General features: G+C 36.2%; 14 protein-coding genes. 12 read left to right on the top strand and 2 right to left on the bottom strand.

Translation table 11 applies throughout. The annotated features are described in order from the left end of the window. Nucleotides 1-9 precede the first annotated feature (9 nt). From B8977_RS12235 to B8977_RS12200, 8 genes are all read left to right on the top strand, one after another. A complete protein-coding gene (locus B8977_RS12235; RefSeq protein ID WP_084018009.1) occupies nt 10-1,191 on the top strand; it encodes a thiolase family protein in 1,182 nt (393 codons plus the stop codon). A gap of 152 nt (nt 1,192-1,343) precedes the next feature. Beyond that, on the top strand, nt 1,344-2,426 hold the full coding sequence (locus B8977_RS12230) for a glycosyltransferase family 2 protein (protein ID WP_084018008.1): 1,083 nt from the start codon (nt 1,344-1,346) through the stop codon (nt 2,424-2,426). 156 nt (nt 2,427-2,582) lie between these two features. Beyond that, the gene (hppD, locus tag B8977_RS12225) at nt 2,583-3,743 is read left to right on the top strand and encodes a 4-hydroxyphenylpyruvate dioxygenase (protein WP_084018007.1); all 1,161 of its coding nucleotides are present in this window, start codon (nt 2,583-2,585) and stop codon (nt 3,741-3,743) included. 112 nt (nt 3,744-3,855) lie between these two features. Further along, entirely contained in the window at nt 3,856-5,418 is a 1,563-nt protein-coding gene (locus B8977_RS12220) for a zinc-dependent metalloprotease (protein WP_084018006.1), read from the top strand. Between the two features lie 105 nt (nt 5,419-5,523). After that, nucleotides 5,524-7,698: a M12 family metallo-peptidase gene (locus tag B8977_RS12215; protein WP_084018005.1), complete on the top strand. Its 2,175-nt coding sequence runs from the start codon at nt 5,524-5,526 to the stop codon at nt 7,696-7,698. Nucleotides 7,699-7,831: 133 nt separating this feature from the next. After that, complete coding sequence (locus B8977_RS12210; RefSeq protein WP_084018004.1) at nt 7,832-9,496, top strand: RluA family pseudouridine synthase; 1,665 nt, start codon at nt 7,832-7,834, stop codon at nt 9,494-9,496. A 44-nt stretch (nt 9,497-9,540) separates the two neighbouring features. Further along, on the top strand, nt 9,541-9,774 hold the full coding sequence (locus tag B8977_RS12205) for a uroporphyrinogen decarboxylase (protein ID WP_084018035.1): 234 nt from the start codon (nt 9,541-9,543) through the stop codon (nt 9,772-9,774). Next, on the top strand, nt 9,767-10,882 hold the full coding sequence (locus B8977_RS12200; RefSeq protein ID WP_084018003.1) for a glycosyltransferase: 1,116 nt from the start codon (nt 9,767-9,769) through the stop codon (nt 10,880-10,882). The genes B8977_RS12205 and B8977_RS12200 overlap by 8 nt, the downstream gene beginning before the upstream one ends. Nucleotides 10,883-10,939: 57 nt before the next feature. On the opposite strand, the gene B8977_RS12195 is transcribed toward B8977_RS12200, so the two are convergent. Both B8977_RS12195 and rpmH read right to left on the bottom strand, forming a co-directional pair. Further along, entirely contained in the window at nt 10,940-11,638 is a 699-nt protein-coding gene (locus B8977_RS12195; RefSeq protein ID WP_084018002.1) for a cell division ATP-binding protein FtsE, read from the bottom strand. An 85-nt stretch (nt 11,639-11,723) separates the two neighbouring features. Then, nucleotides 11,724-11,879 carry a 50S ribosomal protein L34 gene (gene rpmH / locus B8977_RS12190; protein ID WP_084018001.1) on the bottom strand — a complete coding sequence of 52 codons (156 nt, stop codon included), beginning with the start codon at nt 11,877-11,879 and terminating at the stop codon, nt 11,724-11,726. A gap of 269 nt (nt 11,880-12,148) precedes the next feature. On the opposite strand from rpmH, the gene gyrA reads away from it, so the two are divergent. From gyrA to B8977_RS12170, 4 genes are all read left to right on the top strand, one after another. Continuing rightward, nucleotides 12,149-14,749, top strand: a complete 2,601-nt coding sequence (gene gyrA, locus B8977_RS12185) for a DNA gyrase subunit A (RefSeq protein ID WP_084018000.1) — start codon at nt 12,149-12,151, stop codon at nt 14,747-14,749. A 69-nt stretch (nt 14,750-14,818) separates the two neighbouring features. Beyond that, complete coding sequence (locus tag B8977_RS12180; RefSeq protein WP_084017999.1) at nt 14,819-16,195, top strand: tetratricopeptide repeat protein; 1,377 nt, start codon at nt 14,819-14,821, stop codon at nt 16,193-16,195. 103 nt (nt 16,196-16,298) lie between these two features. Beyond that, a complete protein-coding gene (locus B8977_RS12175) occupies nt 16,299-18,269 on the top strand; it encodes an alpha-ketoacid dehydrogenase subunit alpha/beta (RefSeq protein WP_262494083.1) in 1,971 nt (656 codons plus the stop codon). Nucleotides 18,270-18,305: 36 nt separating this feature from the next. Then, entirely contained in the window at nt 18,306-18,914 is a 609-nt protein-coding gene (locus tag B8977_RS12170; protein ID WP_084017998.1) for a porin family protein, read from the top strand. Nucleotides 18,915-18,981 lie beyond the last annotated feature (67 nt).

Raw genomic sequence — 18,981 nt, 5'->3', positions numbered from 1 at the left:
AAAATTGACATGAAAGAAGTAGTAATCGTATCTGCCGTGAGGACTCCGATGGGTTCATTTTTAGGCGGATTATCATCTATACCAGCCGTGAAGCTCGGCGCAACTGCCATCAAAGGCGCAATGGACAAAATCAATTTAGACCCATCTTTGGTGCAGGAAGTTTACATGGGGAACGTATTACAGGCAGGCGAAGGTCAAGCTCCTGCTCGTCAGGCAGCTTTGGGCGCAGGAATCCCAAACACAGTTCCTTGTACGACCGTCAATAAAGTATGTGCTTCGGGCATGAAAGCAGTGATGTTCGCTGCGCAGGCAATCAAATGCGGCGACGCTGATGTAGTCGTAGCGGGCGGAATGGAAAGTATGTCTCAAACGCCTTTCTATAGTATGAATACGCGTACCGGAAATAAATTCGGAAACACACAATTGATCGACGGTATTTTCAACGACGGTCTGCAAGATGCCTATAATAAAGAAGCAATGGGTTTTGCTGCAGATAAAACTGCTGAGAAATACGGTTTTACCAGAGAGGAACAGGATGAGTTTGCAATTGGTTCTTATACCAAATCTGCAAATGCTTGGAAAGAAGGAAAATTTAATGACGAAATTGTTCCGGTAGAAATTCCACAAAGAAAAGGTGATCCGATTTTATTCAGTGAAGATGAAGAATACAAAAACGTAAACTTCGCAAAATTGGGTGAATTGCGTCCTGCCTTCACAAAAGAAGGAACGGTAACAGCTGCGAATGCTTCAACTTTGAACGATGGTGCCTCTGCATTGATTTTGATGTCGAGAGAAAAAGCGGACGAATTAGGAATCAAACCTTTGGCGAAAATCGTTTCTTACGGTGACGCTGCACACGAGCCGGAATGGTTCACGACTGCACCTTCAAAAGCAGTTCCGGTTGCATTGAAAAAAGCAAACCTAAACGCTTCTGATGTTGATTTCTGGGAGTTTAATGAAGCGTTTTCTGTAGTTGGTTTAGCAAATATGAAATTATTGGAATTAGATTCTGAAAAGGTAAATCTAAATGGTGGAGCGGTTTCTTTGGGACACCCGCTTGGAAGTTCAGGGTCGAGAATTTTGGTTACGCTAATCAATGTTTTGAAACAAAATAATGGTAAAATCGGTGGAGCCGGAATCTGTAATGGCGGTGGCGGCGCTTCTGCGATGATCATCGAAAACTTACAGTAAAAAGTACAATTGTATAAATATCAAGTAGTAAGTATCAGGAAATAGGTACAATTACTTTTTGAAAATAAATTTTAAAGGTCATCTTGAGCAAAGTCGAAAGGTGGCTTTTTTTAGTTGATTAAAATTAAATGAAATTGTAGTTTTGTCCTGATTTGAAAGAAAATTTAAACATATCCATCATCATTGCCGTTTATCAGCGGACGGATGAATTGAGAGAACTTCTACAGAGTTTGATAAAGCAAATTGATTCTGATTTTGAAGTTGTAGTTGTCGATGACGGCTCGCCTGAAAAATTGCTTTCAGTCACAGAAGAATTTAATTCAAAATTAAATATCCAATATTTCTATAAAGAAAATTCCGGTGCTGGAAAATCAAGAAATTATGGAATGGAAAGTGCCCACGGGAATTATTTCATCTTTTTGGATTCCGATACAATTGCTCCGGAAAATTATATACAAAGCATTCGTAAAGAACTGAAGGAAAATTACGTCGATGCATTTGGCGGGCCGGATGCGGCAGATGAAAATTTTTCAGATTTACAGAAAGCGATTTCGTTTTCGATGACTTCATTTTTGACGACCGGAGGAATTCGTGGCGGAAAGAAACACATCGGAAAATTTCAGCCGAGAAGTTTCAATATGGGAATCAGTAAAGAAGCCTTTGTGAAAACGGGTGGATTTGGAGAATTAAGAATCGGCGAAGACCCGGATTTGAGCATGATTTTGTGGGAAAATGGATTTGAAACAAGACTTTTCCCAGAGTCAAAAGTTTACCACAAACGCAGAACTTCTCTGAAAAAATTTGCAAAGCAGGTTTATCAGTTCGGGGTTGCACGACCGATTTTGAATCAGCGTCACCCAAACTATACCAAATTAACATTTTGGTTTCCGAGTTTGTTTTTGATTTATTTTTCGTTTTGTTTACTTTCATTTATTGCTTCTTTTTTTAGAAATGAAATCATGAAAATAAATTTGGGTTCAATATGGATTAATTTGAATTATTTCCAGATTTCAACGCTGTTTTCAATTCCTTTTGTGTTTTATTTATTGATGATTTTCTTTTATTCATCCATTCAAAACAAAAGTATCAAGGTTGGATTTTTTTCTATAATTACTACTTTGATTCAATTTTCCTTTTATGGGTATGGTTTTTTGCAATCCTGGCTTGTCACTAATTTACTGAAACAGAAACCTGATAAAATTTTTCCAAGTCATTTTCACAAAAACAGTTTGTGACGGTTGTCATTTGTTTGTATCTTTGAATCAATGTACAATCGAGCTTTATTATCCGTTTTACACCGTGCGATGTGGTGATTTTTAATTTAATCATGAAATTTTCATGAACGAATTAAGCAATCAATTATCATATTAAAAAACATAAAAATTAAAAACATGTCACAAGAATTAAAAAGCGTAGAATACGGATTAGAAAAAATATTTGAAGGAGCACAGGATTTCCTTCCACTTTTGGGAACAGATTACGTAGAATTTTATGTAGGAAATGCGAAACAAGCGGCTCACTACTATAAAACTGCATTTGGATTTCAATCTGAGGCGTATGCCGGATTGGAAACAGGATTGAGAGACAGAGCTTCTTATGTAATTAAACAAGACAAGATCCGTTTGGTTTTGACAACAGCTTTGAACTCTGATTCTCCAATCGGTGAACACGTAAAAAAACACGGTGATGGTGTAAAGGTTATCGCCTTGTGGGTGGAAGATGCAAGAAGTGCTTACGAAGAAACCACTAAACGCGGCGCGGAATCTTTCATGGAGCCAAAAGTTACTTCAGACGAAAATGGTGAAATCGTACAAGCCGGAATTTTCGGTTATGGTGAAACGGTTTTCATGTTCACAGAACGTAAAAATTACAACGGACTTTTCATGCCGGGTTATGTGAAATGGGAATCAGATTACAAACCGGAATCTGTTGGTTTGAAATTTATCGACCATATGGTTGGAAATGTGGGTTGGAACCAAATGAATGTTTGGGTAAAATGGTTTGAAGACATCATGGGATTTGTAAATTTTCTTTCGTTTGATGATAAGCAAATCACAACTGAATATTCAGCTTTGATGTCAAAAGTAATGTCAAATGGAAACGGTAGAATTAAATTCCCAATCAATGAACCTGCTGAAGGAATGAAGCGTTCACAAATCGAGGAATATTTAGATTTCTATGAAGGTCCGGGGGTTCAGCATTTAGCTTTGGCAACGGATGATATCATCAAAACAGTTGCGGAAATGAAATCAAGAGGTGTTGAATTTTTATCAATTCCGCCGCAAACTTATTACGATGCCATTCCTGACCGATTGAAAGACCATATGGATAAATTTAAAGAAGACATCAACCAATTGCAAGAATTAGGAATCATGATCGATGCCGATGAGGAAGGTTATTTGTTGCAAATATTTACCAAACCTGTAGAAGACCGCCCAACTCTATTTTATGAGGTAATTCAGAGAATGGGTGCACGCGGATTTGGTGCGGGCAATTTCAAAGCTTTGTTTGAATCAATCGAAAGAGAACAAGAGAAGCGAGGTACTTTGTAAATTCTCTTTTTTAATAATTTTTCATAAAAATTCTCAGGTAGCTTTTATCTGGGAATTTTTGTTTTTGTTATAAAACTCTTAACTTAGCTATAACTTTAACACACCAACCAATATGAAAAACTTTTTTTTATGTTGCATGATCCCATTATGTATTGGGATCCATGCACAGAGCACTAAATCTGTTGCTCGACAAATCAATGACCTTGTTATTCAGAAAGTTGAATTTCCAAAATTCGACATACTGACAGAAACTTCCCGGAAAAATGCGGAAGTGGATAAAGTGGTAAATTTTTCTACTTTGGCTACGATAAATACTTCTTCGCTAAAATCCATTTATGAGCTAAAGTTAAATACATTGGAAATTTCCATTCCATACCAGGGAGAAGAAGTAGTAATACAGCTCTACCAAGTTGATATCTTTACCGATGCTTTTACCGTGAGGACCAACAAGAAAAATTCTTATGATTACAAACCAGGCGTTTATTACAGAGGCATTATAAAGGGGGATGCGCACTCATTGGCATCATTTAACTTCTTTGAAGATAAATTTTCAGGAATTGTTTCAAATAGTGAACTGAAAAATTTAAATATAGGGTTGCTTACAGTTCCTGGTAACAAAACAAATTATGTCGTGTACTCGGATGCAGATCTGAAAGTAGAAAATAACTGGACATGCGGAACGGAGCATCTTACACAAAATTCTCATATCGACTCCCCTTCTTCTATGACATTCGAAAGTGCTACTACTACTGAAAAATGTGTTACTATGTACTATGAAATGGATTACGGTCTATTTACAGCTAATGGGAGTGATCTGGATGAAACTATGGATTGGATGTCCGCGGCATTTAACAACCTGAAAACATTGTATGAAAATGATGATATTACTATAGCCCTGAATGAAGTTTTTATTTGGGAAACGATGGATCCTTACCAGGGCGCAGGAGACATGGTAGATTATTTACTAGCTTTTCGGGATGAACGCCCTGATTTTGCGGGAGATACGGGACAATTGATAGGAATTAATGATGATTCGGGTGGAGGAGTAGCTATCGTTATAGATGGGCTATGTTCAGAACAAAATCATAGTTACACCCATGTAGATTTTAATTATCAAACAATTCCCACATTTTCATTTACAATTTTCTTGATGGCTCACGAAAACGGACACATTTTTGGGTCACCTCATACTCATGCGTGTGCGTGGAATGGCAACAATACAGCCATAGATGGCTGCCCAGGAGGCGTAGAAGGTGATTGCTCGCTTCCGGGAAGTCCTACCGAGGGCGGAACCATTATGAGCTATTGTCATTTTTCTACAGGTATTAATCTTTCTCTCGGATTCGGTCCTCAACCAAAAACTTTGATTATAAATACTGTCAATAATCGTGAATGCCTAAGCTCGGACTGTACTTTTACTATGAGTATTGAAGACATTAATGAATTTACAGACTATAGTTACTATCCTAATCCCGTGAAAGACAGGTTGAATATTTCTGCAAAAAATGAAATATTGGAAATCAAGGTATTTAATATGGCAGGTAAAAAACTTAGAACCCAAACCGTCAAGTCTTTAGATTCTCAAATTGATTTTTCGCACTATCCTTCAGGGACGTATATAGTAGAATTGAAATTCAAAGAAAAGCCTGTTACTTTCAAAGTAATTAAAAAATAAAATAATTTAATTAAATAGAATGATAGACATCTCGAAAGGGATGTCTTTTTTATTTAAAATCATATCAAATAAGTGATTACATTAGGACTTTAATTTTTTTAACACATGAAAAAACTTCTATTCTGCTGTATTACCCTTTTGAACATAGGGTTATATGCACAAAACACAAAAGCAGTTGCCCAAAAGATTGAAAGACTGGAAACTCAGAAAACCAACTTCAAAAAGTTCAATGTACTGAATGAAACAAGTCAGAAAAATACAACTGTAGAAAATGTTGTAAATAACGCTACTTTAGCCAAAATTGATTTGAATTCTATCCATTCGATTTATACTCAAAAGAACAATGCTTTGGAAATTTCCATTCCTTATCAGGGACAAGAAATCGAAATTCAATTGTACCGGGTAAATCCTTTGTCAGATTCATTTACCCTAAAAACTAATAAAAAATCATCGGTAAACTATCAACCCGGAGTTTACTACCGCGGAATTATCAAAGACAATCCTAATTCTTTGGTATCATTTAGTTTTTTTGAAGATAAATTTTCAGGAATTATTTCTGCCGACGAATTTCAGAATTTAAACATAGGAAAATTACAATCTGTAAATAATACGACAGATTATATCGTTTATTCAGATTTAAATTTAAAGGTTACAAATGACTGGACTTGCGAAACGGATGATTTTGTAAAAGATGCTTATACGGATTATCCTTCCTCAATGATATTTGAAGGCGCAACCACAACTGAGAAATGCGTGGCAATGTACTATGAAATGGATTATGATTTGTTTACTGAAAACAACAGCAACCTAGATGAAACCATGGATTGGATGTCTGCTACATTTAACAATATGCAAACACTTTATGAAAATGACGACATTACAATCGCGTTGAATGAAGTTTTTATCTGGGAAACTCAAGATCCTTACCAGGGATCAGGTGGTTCTGGAGATTACCTAGCTGCTTTCAATAATGAGCGTCCTAATTTTGCAGGAGATGTAGGTCAGATGATTGGCGCAAATGATAATTCGGGCGGAGGAATCGCTGCTACAATTGAAGGAATTTGTTCTACTGAAAATTACAGTTATGCAGGTGTGAACACAGGATTTTCAACTGTTCCAACTTATTCCTGGACCATAATGGTAATGACCCATGAGCACGGACACGTTTTAGGATCCAGACATACACATGCCTGTGTTTGGAATGGAAACAATACTGCAATAGATGGCTGCGCAGGAGGTGTAGAAGGAAATTGCAGTACTCCGGGTTATCCCGATGAAGGTGGATTGATCATGAGTTATTGTCATCTACAGGGACGTCCAGGAATTAATTTTGCGTTAGGATTTGGCGAACAACCTAAAACGGTTATCATCAACAATATCAATGGCAAAGAATGCTTGAGCACAGACTGCATCAATACTTGTTTCAATACAGTTCAGGGATTGACTTTGACAAATGTTTCTGAAACAGAAGCTACACTGAACTGGACAGATACTGATGAAGAAAATGATGAATGGCAATATGCAGTAAGAGCGGCTAGTTCTAATGCTCCGCTTTCATGGCAAGCAACAAATTCAACTTCCATTTCATTGGATAATTTGGCTGCCAATACTTATTATAATGCTTATGTACGAAAACTTTGCGGCGATGTGGAAATGGCGGAAGTCGTAAGAATGTTTGCAACAGATGCCGATTTCTGCAGTGGTATTTTATTTACAGATAGCGGAGGCAATTCAGGAAATTATTCAGATAATGAAGATGTTACACGTACGATTGTCCCAACAAACAGCAATGAAAAAGTAAAAGTAACTTTCAATTCATTTAACGTAGAAAACGGTTATGATTTTCTATACATACATGACGGAACTGATACCACTGCTCCTGAAATTACAGGAGGCGGATTGACAGGTCAGCAAAATGGAGCTAGCTTCCAGTCTTCTGATGAAACAGGTGCTTTGAGTTTCAGGTTTGTATCTGATGTATTTGTAACTGGATCAGGATGGGTTGCAGAGATAGAGTGTCAGACATTAGGCGTAGATGATGTGAGTGCTTATCTGGATTTTAGCTATTACCCGAATCCTGTTTTGAATCAATTGAACATTCAATCTAAAAATGAAATTCTAGATGTTGCAGTTTACAACATAGCTGGACAAAAACTGAACGATAAAAGTATAAAATCTATGGATGTTTCCCTAGATTTCAGCAGCTATCCTTCGGGAACTTATATCGTTGAACTTAAATTTAAAGAGAAACCGGTAAGATTTAAAATCATAAAAAAATAAAACGATTTAATTAATCAGAATGAAAGACATCTCGAAAGGGATGTCTTTTTTTATTTAAAATAAAAAATCCTGCAAGGTAAATTACAAGAAAAATTAATTATGGTTTACTTTTGTATTCGATTTAAATTCAAACGTGAACCATTCTTTCAACAATAAAATCACTTATTTTTCTAAAGACGAAATCAAAGGCGTTGACATTCCTGAAAAATTCACGTTTCCTTTTTACTATGAACCGAATCCATTGACCAAAATTGCAGTTTCGCAATTGCAAAGTTATCTGGAAAATGAATTTCGATCTGAGCATAATTTCGGATTAAATAAAAATCATTCGGGATTGGTAATTGGAAAAATGTTTGGAATTTTAGTGACTCAGGATTCCGAAGGAAAATTGGGTTATTTATCTGCTTTTTCAGGAAAATTGGCAGGAACGAATGCTCATGAAAAATTTGTGCCGCCGGTTTTTGATATGCTGACTGAAAACAGTTTTTTTAAAAAAGAAGAAGAAATCCTGAATCAATTCAATTTTGAAATTGAAAAATTGGAATCTGATGAGGAATTCATTCAATTGAAATTTGATTTTGAAAAATATTCTCAAGAATCAATTGATGAAATTTCTGCATTTAAATCATGGATAAAAACAAATAAAACTGAACGAAAGAAAATCCGAGAAAATATTCAAAATGAATCATCTGAAAAAGAATTGATTAGACAAAGTAATCTCGATCAGTTCAAATTAAAGATACTGAAAGAAAGTTGGGAAGACGTTTTGAATTCATTTAAACAAAGGATTAATGAATTCGAAGAAAAAATTGAAGGTTTGAAAAAAATCCGTAGAGAAAAATCTGCAACCTTACAAAATCAATTATTTGAACAATATTCATTTCTCAATAAAAATGGAGAAACCAAAAGCCTTGGTTCAATTTTCAGCGAAACCGTTTATGAAAAACCACCAGCAGGAGCCGGAGAATGTGCAACGCCAAAGCTTTTACAATTTGCATTTTCAAACAATTTGAAACCAGTCTCCTTTGCTGAATTTTGGTGGGGCGATTCACCAAAATCTGAAGTCAGAAAACACAAATATATATATCCTGCTTGCAATGGCAAATGCCGTCCTATTTTGAAACACATGCTCAATGGAATTCCGTTGGAAGAAAATATGCTCTTGAAAAATCTGGGCGAAGGAAAAGAGTTGAAAATCGTTTACGAAGACGATAGCTTTATCATCGTAAATAAACCTGCAGAATTGCTTTCTGTTCCCGGAATTGAAATTCATGATTCGGTTTACACACGATTGCAGGATATATTGGATGTCGAACCGTTAATTATTCATCGTTTAGACATGTCAACTTCAGGACTTTTGGTCGTGGCGAAAACAAAAGAAATCCACAAAAATATACAACATCAATTCCTCAAAAGAACAGTAAAAAAACGTTATACGGCTTTACTTTCAAAAGCAATTGAAGGTAAAAATGGTGAAATAAACCTGCCATTGCGTGGAGATTTTGATGACAGACCACGACAGTTGGTTTGTTTTGAACACGGAAAAAAAGCCATTACAAAATGGGAAGTTATTGAGAAAACTCAAACAACAACCAAAGTTCATTTCTGGCCATTGACCGGAAGGACGCACCAACTTCGGATGCACGCTGCACATGAGTTGGGATTGAATGCACCCATCGTAGGCGATGATTTGTACGGAACAGTTGCAGACAGGCTACACTTACATGCTGCATATTTGGAATTCATTCATCCAAAAACAAAAGAGGTTGTGCAATTTGAGGTGAAAGAGGATTTTTGAAAAATTCAAAATTTGAAATTCGTACTTTTAAACAAATAAAAAATATGAATCCAAGCTTATATGAATGGATTGGTTATGCTGCTTCTGTTTTTATTGTAATGTCATTTATTGTCAATAATTTAAAATCAGTACGCATTATAAACATGATTGGGTGTATGTGTTTTGTAATCTATGGTACTTATTTTGAAGCATGGCCGGTGGTAATTCCAAATGCAATTATTATATTCATCCAATTGTATTTTTTATTTTTCAAAGACATAAAAAAATCAAGTGAATAAAAGAAAAATAATAGCTTCTGTCATAAATAATTACGAAGGTGACCAGCGCGTCCAGAAAGTTTGTAATTCCTTGCAGAAATTTGGATTTGATGTAGAGGTTATCGCTTCTGATTTACGCGGAAAACCTGCATTAAATTTTCCTTATAAAATTCATACTTTACATATGACATTTCGAGAAGGAATGCAGATGTACGCTGATTTCAACTGTAATTTGTTCATCAAATTATTACAGATTTCAAAAAAAGGTGACATCTTGCTGGCAAATGATTTGGATGCTTTATTGCCTAATTATTTGGTAAGCAAAATCAAAGGATTGGATTTGGTTTTTGACAGCCACGAAATTTTCTCTGAAGTCCCGACTTTGCACAACCGTAAATTCAAAAAAAGTATTTGGAAAAATTTGGAAAAATTAATAGTTCCTAAAATCAACCATTTCTATACGGTAAGTAATGGTTATGCGGATTGGTTCCAAAATGAATATAAAATCCGTCCCGAAGTTATTAGAAATGTCCCCGTTGTAAAACCATTGGACTATGATTTGACAGTGAATTTGCCCGAAATTATTTCCGGTGAAAAAATCCTCCTTTACCAAGGTGACATCAACTTCAGCCGAGGAATTGACAAGATGATCAAAGCAATGGGATTTATAAACAATGCCAAATTGTGGATTGTAGGAAAAGGGCCGAAAAAGGATGAATTTGAAAAATTAGCACAAGAATTAAATTTATCTGACAAAGTAAAATTCATAGGCAGCGTCCCTCCTGCTCAGCTGAAATTAATTACACCCAAAGCAGATTTGGGATTGAGTTTGGAAGAAGATTACGGAATAAGTTATCGCTATGCTTTACCTAATAAAATTTTTGATTACACCCACGCCAAAATTCCAATTTTAGGTACAAATTTGCCCGAAATTAAAAACACAATTGAAACTTACGGAATTGGAAAAACTATAGAAAATCATAATCCAAAGCACATTGCAGAGATGATTGGAAAAATGTTGGATGAAGGAAAAACGCCTTACCTTGCCAATCTTGAGAAAGCTGCTGAAATTTTCAATTGGGAAATTGAAGAACTGAAACTACAGGAAATTTATTCAGTATTTCTATAAAACTTCAGTTCGAGTATTCCGAAGAATTGGGAATCTATCGAGAACCAGTTTTTAAAATTAACCTATAAAAAGAGATTCTGAAGACTCTTCCATATGGACTTTTCCGTCTTCACATTTGAAAGTTTTTGCAGGAAATTTCTGGATGATGTTGTAATCATGCGTTGCCATAAGGACAGCAACATTTCTTTCTTTTGACAAATTAAGAATCAAATTCATGATTTCCACCGAAGTTTCCGGATCTAAATTTCCCGTTGGCTCATCTGCCAAAATAAGTTCAGGATGATTGAGCAATGCACGTGCAATGGAAACCCTTTGCTGTTCACCACCCGAAAGTCTGAAAGGCATCATTTTCTTTTTAGAAATCATACCCACACTTTCCAGCACTTCGTCAATCCTGTCATTGATTTGTTGTTTGTCTTTCCAACCTGTAGCTTTCAATACAAAAGCAAGGTTTTTCTCGACATTTCTGTCCAATAAAAGTTGGAAATCCTGGAAAACAATCCCTAAATGACGTCTGAGTGTAGGTATTTTACTGACCTTCATTCCGTTCAATTCGATCCCCACTACTTTACCATAACCTTCTTCCAAAGGCAGGTCGCCATATAAAACACGGAGCAGACTACTTTTTCCGCTACCGGTTTTACCAATGAGGTAAGAAAATTCACCTTCGTTCAGTTCAAATTCTACATTGCTCAAAACCAAATGATTTCTTTGGTAAATAAAAGCTCTTTCTAATTGAATTACTTTCCCTGTCATTGTTTTTTATGCTTAATAAAGGCAAATATAGAAAAAAGCCCGAAAGAAAATCCGGGCTTTGGTCTTTTTAATATAATATTAGCGATTATCGTTTAGCTCTAACTTCGCTAACCGTCAATTGCTTTCTGCCCCTTTTTCTGCGTGCTGCTAAAACTTTACGACCGTTTTTAGTAGCCATTCTCTCACGGAAACCGTGCTTGTTTCTTTTTCTTCTGTTGCTGGGTTGAAATGTTCTTTTCATCGTTTGTAAGCTTTTCTACATTTTCTCAAATGGAGTGCAAATATAAGTGTATTTTTTTATTTCAAAAATCTAATTCAACTTTTTTTCTGATAATTTTTCACAATCTCATTTTTTTATGTTGAAAACTACTATACATACATGTAGTCTATCCCGCTTAAAAATCGTATTTTAGCACGTTAAATTTTCTTTCAGGTAATATTATAAATTTTTGGTTGATTTTACAACCTTAAACATTGAACTTGAAACCTTAAACATAAATTATAGTTTAAATGAATAATGATGGAGAAAAGTTAATCCCGATTAACATCGAGGATGAAATGAAATCAGCTTACATCGATTACTCGATGTCGGTTATCGTATCACGTGCATTGCCAGACGTTCGCGACGGCATGAAACCAGTTCACAGAAGGGTTTTGTTCGGAATGTATGAATTAGGTGTGATGGCCAACCGTGCCCATAAAAAATCTGCACGTATCGTAGGAGAGGTTTTGGGTAAATACCACCCGCACGGAGATTCATCTGTTTATGATACCATGGTGCGTATGGCACAGCCTTGGTCACTTCGCTACATGATGGTGGACGGACAAGGTAACTTTGGGTCCGTCGATGGTGACCCGCCTGCAGCAATGCGTTATACCGAAGCAAGACTTCAAAAAATTTCGGAAGAAATGCTTTCCGATATCGATAAAGAAACCGTTGATTTCCAATTCAACTTTGACGATACTTTGAAAGAACCAAAAGTTCTTCCAACCCGAATCCCTAACTTATTAGTGAACGGTGCTTCCGGTATCGCGGTAGGTATGGCAACCAATATGGCTCCACACAATTTGACGGAAGTAATTGACGGAATCATTGCTTACATAGAAAACAACGACGTTACGATTGATGAATTAATTCAACACGTAAAAGCACCGGATTTCCCGACGGGAGGAATTATTTATGGTTACAGCGGAGTGAAAGAAGCTTTTGAAACTGGACGCGGTCGAATTGTCATTCGTGCCAAATCTAATTTCGAGGTAACCAATGGACGCGACAGCATCATTGTTTCTGAGATTCCTTATCAAGTCAACAAAGCGGATATGATTGCCAAAACCGCTGAGTTAATCAAAGAAGGGAAATTAGATGGAATTTCTGAAATCAGAGACGAATCTGACCGTAAAGGAATGCGCATCGTTTATGTTTTGAAAAATGACGCAGTTCCAAATGTTGTATTGAATTTATTGTACAAACATACTGCGCTTCAATCTTCATTCAGCGTAAACAATATTGCATTGGTAAATGGTCGTCCGGAACAATTGAACTTATATGACATGATCAGACATTTCGTTGATCACCGTCATGATGTGGTGGTTCGACGTACCGAATATGAATTGAGAAAAGCAGAAGAACGCGCCCACATCTTAGAAGGTTACATGAAAGTAATCGGAACCCAAGATGATTTGGACAGAGCTATCAAAATCATCCGCGAAAGCGCTACACCAGATGAAGCACGCGAAGGTTTGATGGAAGCTTTTGACCTTTCTGAAATCCAGGCAAGAGCCATTTTGGAATTGCGTTTGAGAACTTTGACCGGACTTGAAATTGATAAAATTCGTGCTGAATATGAGGAATTGATGAAAACCATCGATTACTTAAAAGAGGTTTTGGCAAGCAAAGAACTGCGAATGAAAATCATTCAAGAAGAATTGGTTGAAATCAGAGAAAAATACGGCGACGAAAGACGTTCTGACATTGACTACGCAGGTGGCGATATGAACATCGAAGATTTAATTCCGGATGATGAAATGGTATTGACCATCAGCCATTTGGGCTACATCAAACGTACTTCGCTTTCTGAATACAAAAAACAATCCCGCGGTGGCGTTGGAAACCGTGGCGCAACTACGCGTGACGCCGATTTCTTGGAATACATGGTCGTAGCATCCAACCACCAGTACATGCTTTTCTTCACAGAAAAAGGAAAATGTTTCTGGATGCGTGTATTTGAAATCCCTGAAGGTTCTAAAACTTCAAAAGGTAGAGCGATTCAAAACCTTGTCAATATCGAACCGGACGATAAAGTGAGAGCTTATATCTTAACCAAAGATTTGATGAACCCTGAATACGTAAATAATAATTACGTGATCATGGTTACGAAGAAAGGTATCGTGAAGAAAACTTCATTGGAAGCTTATTCCCGTCCACGTGTAAACGGCATCAACGCAATTACAGTACGTGATGGCGACCAATTATTAGAAGCAAAATTGACCAATGGCGAAAGCGAAATCATGATTGCTTCATTGAGTGGAAAAGCCATTCGTTTCGAAGATGCAAAAGTTCGTCCAATGGGAAGAACCGCTTCAGGTGTTCGCGGAATTAATTTAGGAACAGAAGAAAATGAAGTTATCGGTATGATTGTCATCGCTGACAAAGAAAACGAAACCGTTTTGGTGGTATCTGAAAAAGGTTACGGAAAACGTACTTCGATTGAAGATTACCGCATTACCAACCGTGGCGGAAAAGGTGTTACCACTTTAAATATCACAGAAAAAACCGGAAAATTAATCGCAATCCAATCCGTTACAGATGACAACGACTTGATGATTATCAACAAATCAGGTGTAACAATCAGAACGGGTGTTAAAGAAATGCGTGTTATGGGACGTGCAACGCAAGGCGTTCGTTTGATTAATTTGAAAAATAATGACAAAATCGCTGCAGTTGCAAAAGTTGCCGTAGAGGAAGAAGTTGAAGAAGAATTGGAAGATATTGATGGATTAATTGAAGGTGGAAATGAAAACATCGAAGGTGTTAATGAAAATTTAAATAATCAGGATTTAAATGATAATTCAAACGAAAACACTAATTTAGAATCTGATTCAAACGAATAATTAAAATTTAGAGATGGAATGTTCAAAAGCATTCCATCTTACCTTTAAAAAATCAAATAGGTTTAAAAGATGAAAAAAATAATTTTAACAATCTCTGCTGTTTTCATGATGAGCGGAGTATTTGCTCAGGAAAAAGAAATCGATGCAGCATTGAAGGCTTTTGAAAGCAAAAATAACACAGCTGCCAAATCAGAATTAAATAAAGTTTCAGGACTATTGACTTCTAACACAATTTCTCCAGAATCTCTGGCAAAATATTACTACGTTTCAGGGCAAATTGCTCTAAACGAAGGAAATACAATCGAAGCTGCTAAGCAATTTGGAGAGTTGGCAAAGTACGAAAGCGGAACTATGTTTTCAGTGAAAAACAAATCAACCAAAGCAACTGAATATTATGCAACTCAAGCTGAAGCTGACAAAGCTGCTGCAAGTGGAGATTATTCAAAACCAAAACAAGAAAACCTAAAGTCTGTTTATTTACCCCAAATCCAGGAAAGCGTAACTTCAATGGCTGAAAAAACGCTTCAAGCAGCTAACACTGCTTATCAGGCTGAGAAAAATGAGGAAGCAGGAAACAAATTTCTCGAAGCTTCTTATTTAGTCAAGGCATTAGGCGGCAACTCACAGCTTTTCAAATACAACGCTGCGCTTAGCTACCACAGAGGAGGTATTTATGAAAAAGCTTTTCAAGCTTATAAAGATCTCATAAAAGATGAATATACAGGTGAAACCGTTTCATATTTAGCAAAAGATAAAGAAGGAAATGAAGTTCCTTATAGTTCAAAAGAAGAAGCTGAAAACCATAAAAAACTCGGACTTATTGCCAGCTACAAAGAGGTAAAAACTCCTTCAATGGAAAAAGAACTTTATCTAAATGCATTGAAAGCACTGAGCGGACTGGAAAAGTATGACGATTTAGTAGAAACAATCACAAAAAAATATCCTCAAGATAGTGAAATTCAAACCGTTGCCGGAAATATCTACCATAAATCAGGAAACGAAGAAGGATTTTTAAATAAATTAATTGAAAATACAAAGTTAAACCCAGCAGATCCTACAAACTATTTCAATATTGGAGTAATTTATATGGAACAAGGAAAAGATGCAGAAGCTATTCAGTTTTTTGAAAAAACCATACAAGTTGACCCAAAATATAAAAATGCATACAACAATCTTGCTTTGGTAAAAGTAAAACCGGAAAAAGAATATGTCGAAATCATCAATGCCAACTTAGGAAGTACTGCTAAAGAGAAACAAGCCTATCAGGAATATACAAAAAAACGTAAAGACCTTTATATATCTATCATTCCTTATTTAGAAAAAGCCTTTGAATTAGACAAAACTGATTTACAAGCTGCCTCTACTTTAAGAAAAGCATATCAGGCAGGTGAAATGTTTGAGAAAGAAGACCAAATGAGGGCTATTGAAAAATCACTTGGCAAATAATTTTTTTTTAAAATAAATAATTCCAATCCCGTTAATCTTTAGCGGGATTTTTATTTTTTCAGAATTAGAAAACACCTAATTTTGACCACCAAAACAAACAAAAGTGAATGCAACTTACACAGACAATCAACTGATTGAATTATATAAAAAATTATTACTCCCTCGCATGATTGAAGAACGAATGCTTATCGGGCTTCGCCAGGGAAAAATCTCAAAATGGTTCTCATCCTGGGGGCAGGAAGGCATTTCTGTCGGGTGCGCATTGGGAATGAATTCCGAAGAATATATCCTGACCATGCACAGAAACTTAGGTGTTTTTACTTCACGTGAAATTCCTTTACAAAGATTATTTGCCCAATTTCAGGGAAAAGCAGAAGGTTTTACTAAAGGACGCGACCGCTCTTTCCATTTCGGAACAAATGACTATAAAATCGTCGGAATGATTTCCCATTTAGGCTCACAAATGGGTGTAGCAGACGGAATTGCATTAGCAAATAAACTCCAGAAAAACAATGAAGCTACCATGGTTTTTACAGGTGATGGTGGCGCTAGTGAAGGTGATTTTCATGAATCCATAAATGTTGCAGCAGTTTGGCAATTACCCGTAATTATCATCGTAGAAAATAACCAATGGGGACTTTCAACGCCTTCTAATGAACAATTCCGTATGAAATCATTTGCTGACAAAGGAATTGGATACGGAATCGATGCCGTGACCATCGACGGAAATAACTTTTTGGAAGTATATGAAACGGTAAAATATTGGGCAGAAGAAATCCGTAAAAACCCGCGTCCCGTTTTGATCGAATGTATGACTTTCCGTATGCGCGGACACGAAGAAGCTTCTGGGACCGCTTATTATCCGGAAGGTTTAATTGAATCCTGGGAATCAAAAGACCCTATTCTTCAATTTGAAAATAAATTAAAAGAAAAAGGAATTTTGACTGATGAATCCATTCAAAACTATAGAAATGAATTGAGTAGATTTATTTTGAAAGAATTAGAAGCTGCCGATAATTTACCCAAAATAATCCCCAATAAAGAAACGGAACTGGCAGATTTATACGCTCCGTTTTCCAACGAAGAAATTATTCCAAAATCTGTTTCAGAAAGAGAAATCCGCTTCATTGATGCCATTTCAGAAGGATTACACGAAGCCATGAACCGTTATCCGGAGTTGATTTTGATGGGGCAAGACATCGCAAAATACGGCGGTGCTTTCAAAGTGACTGACGGATTTTTAGACCAATATGGAGCCGAACGCGTGCGCAATACACCGTTGTGTGAAGCTGCTATTTTAGGAGCAGGATTGGGACTTTCTATCCGCGGGCAAAAATCCATGATTGAAATGCAATTCTCTGATTTCGTAACAGAAGGCTTCAATCAAATTGTAAATAACCTCGCCAAAGCACATTACCGTTGGGCACAAAATGCAGATGTTGTAGTCCGAATGCCTACTGGTGGCGGTGTAGCCGCTGGACCTTACCATTCGCAATCTACAGAGGCTTGGTTCACCAAAGTTCCGGGACTCAGAGTCATTTACCCTTCAACACCTGAAGATGCAAAAGGTCTATTGCTTCAATCCTTTGCAGATCCTAATCCTGTAATGTTTTTCGAGCATAAAAAATTATATAGAAGTCTCAAAAGTTCCGTTCCCGAAGGATATTATACTATTCCTTTTGGAAAAGCGAGATTTCATCAAAAAGGTGAAGATTTAACCATCATCACTTACGGTTCCGGAATTCATTTGGCAATTGAAATTTTGAAAAAACATCCAGAAATCAAAGCCGATGTGATTGATTTGCGCACCTTGATTCCTTGGGATAAAGAAGCCGTGTTAGATTCTGTTAGAAAAACCGGAAAAGCAATCATTTTGCACGAAGATACTTTGATAAGTGGATTTGGTGGAGAGATTTCTGCTGTCATTTCAGAAGAAGTTTTTGAAGAATTGGATGCCCCTGTTTTCCGTGTAGGTAGTATGGATACGCCCGTTCCCTTCCATGCAGATTTGGAAAAACAATTCATGCCCGACAAAGATTTCGAAGAAAAATTATTGAAACTTTGGATATATTAATTCAATTTATAAGTGTAACTTATAAAATCTAAATCAATGAAAAAATTATCAATTATTTTATTATTTGCAGCGCAATTTATCAATGCACAAGTTTCTTGGGGAGTAAAATCAGGACTTAATTTATCAACTATTAATGATAAAAATATTGATTACGATTTCAAAACAGGATTTTATGCAGGAGGTTTTGCTAATATAAAATTCGCAGAAAAATTAGCGTTTCAACCTGAATTATTATTTTCAATGCAGGGCGCAAAAACAGATACTTTTCCAATTATAGGCCTCGATGAAAATGGTCAAATGATAACTGAATCTTTGGTAGAAATTGACTATAAATTATACTATTTAAATATTCCATTGATGTTCAAATATTACGTTATAAAAAAATTAAATTTTGAATTGGGTCCCCAACTGGGATTTGCATTAGAAAAGGAATTAGCTGTCAGCGGGGAACCATTTGGTGAGTCTTCCATTGACCCTGAAATCAATGTTGACTTAGGTGTGAATATTGGTGCGGAATATGAAATTTACAAAGGATTAGGAATTGGCGTTAGGTATAATTCTGGGCTTACAAAAGTTCGTAAAGGTTCTGATTATAGAAATAATAACTCTGTTATCTCTTTCGGATTGAGTTATTCTTTTAATTAAAGAGTAATTTAAAGAAAAAGTGCCTGTATGCTCCGAGAAATTTCATGTATGCATGAGAAGAATTCGG

The sequence above is a fragment of the Moheibacter sediminis genome, from assembly GCF_900176425.1.
Classification (GTDB): Bacteria; Bacteroidota; Bacteroidia; order Flavobacteriales; family Weeksellaceae; genus Moheibacter; species Moheibacter sediminis.
This window is presented reverse-complemented; position numbering and strand designations above follow the sequence as displayed.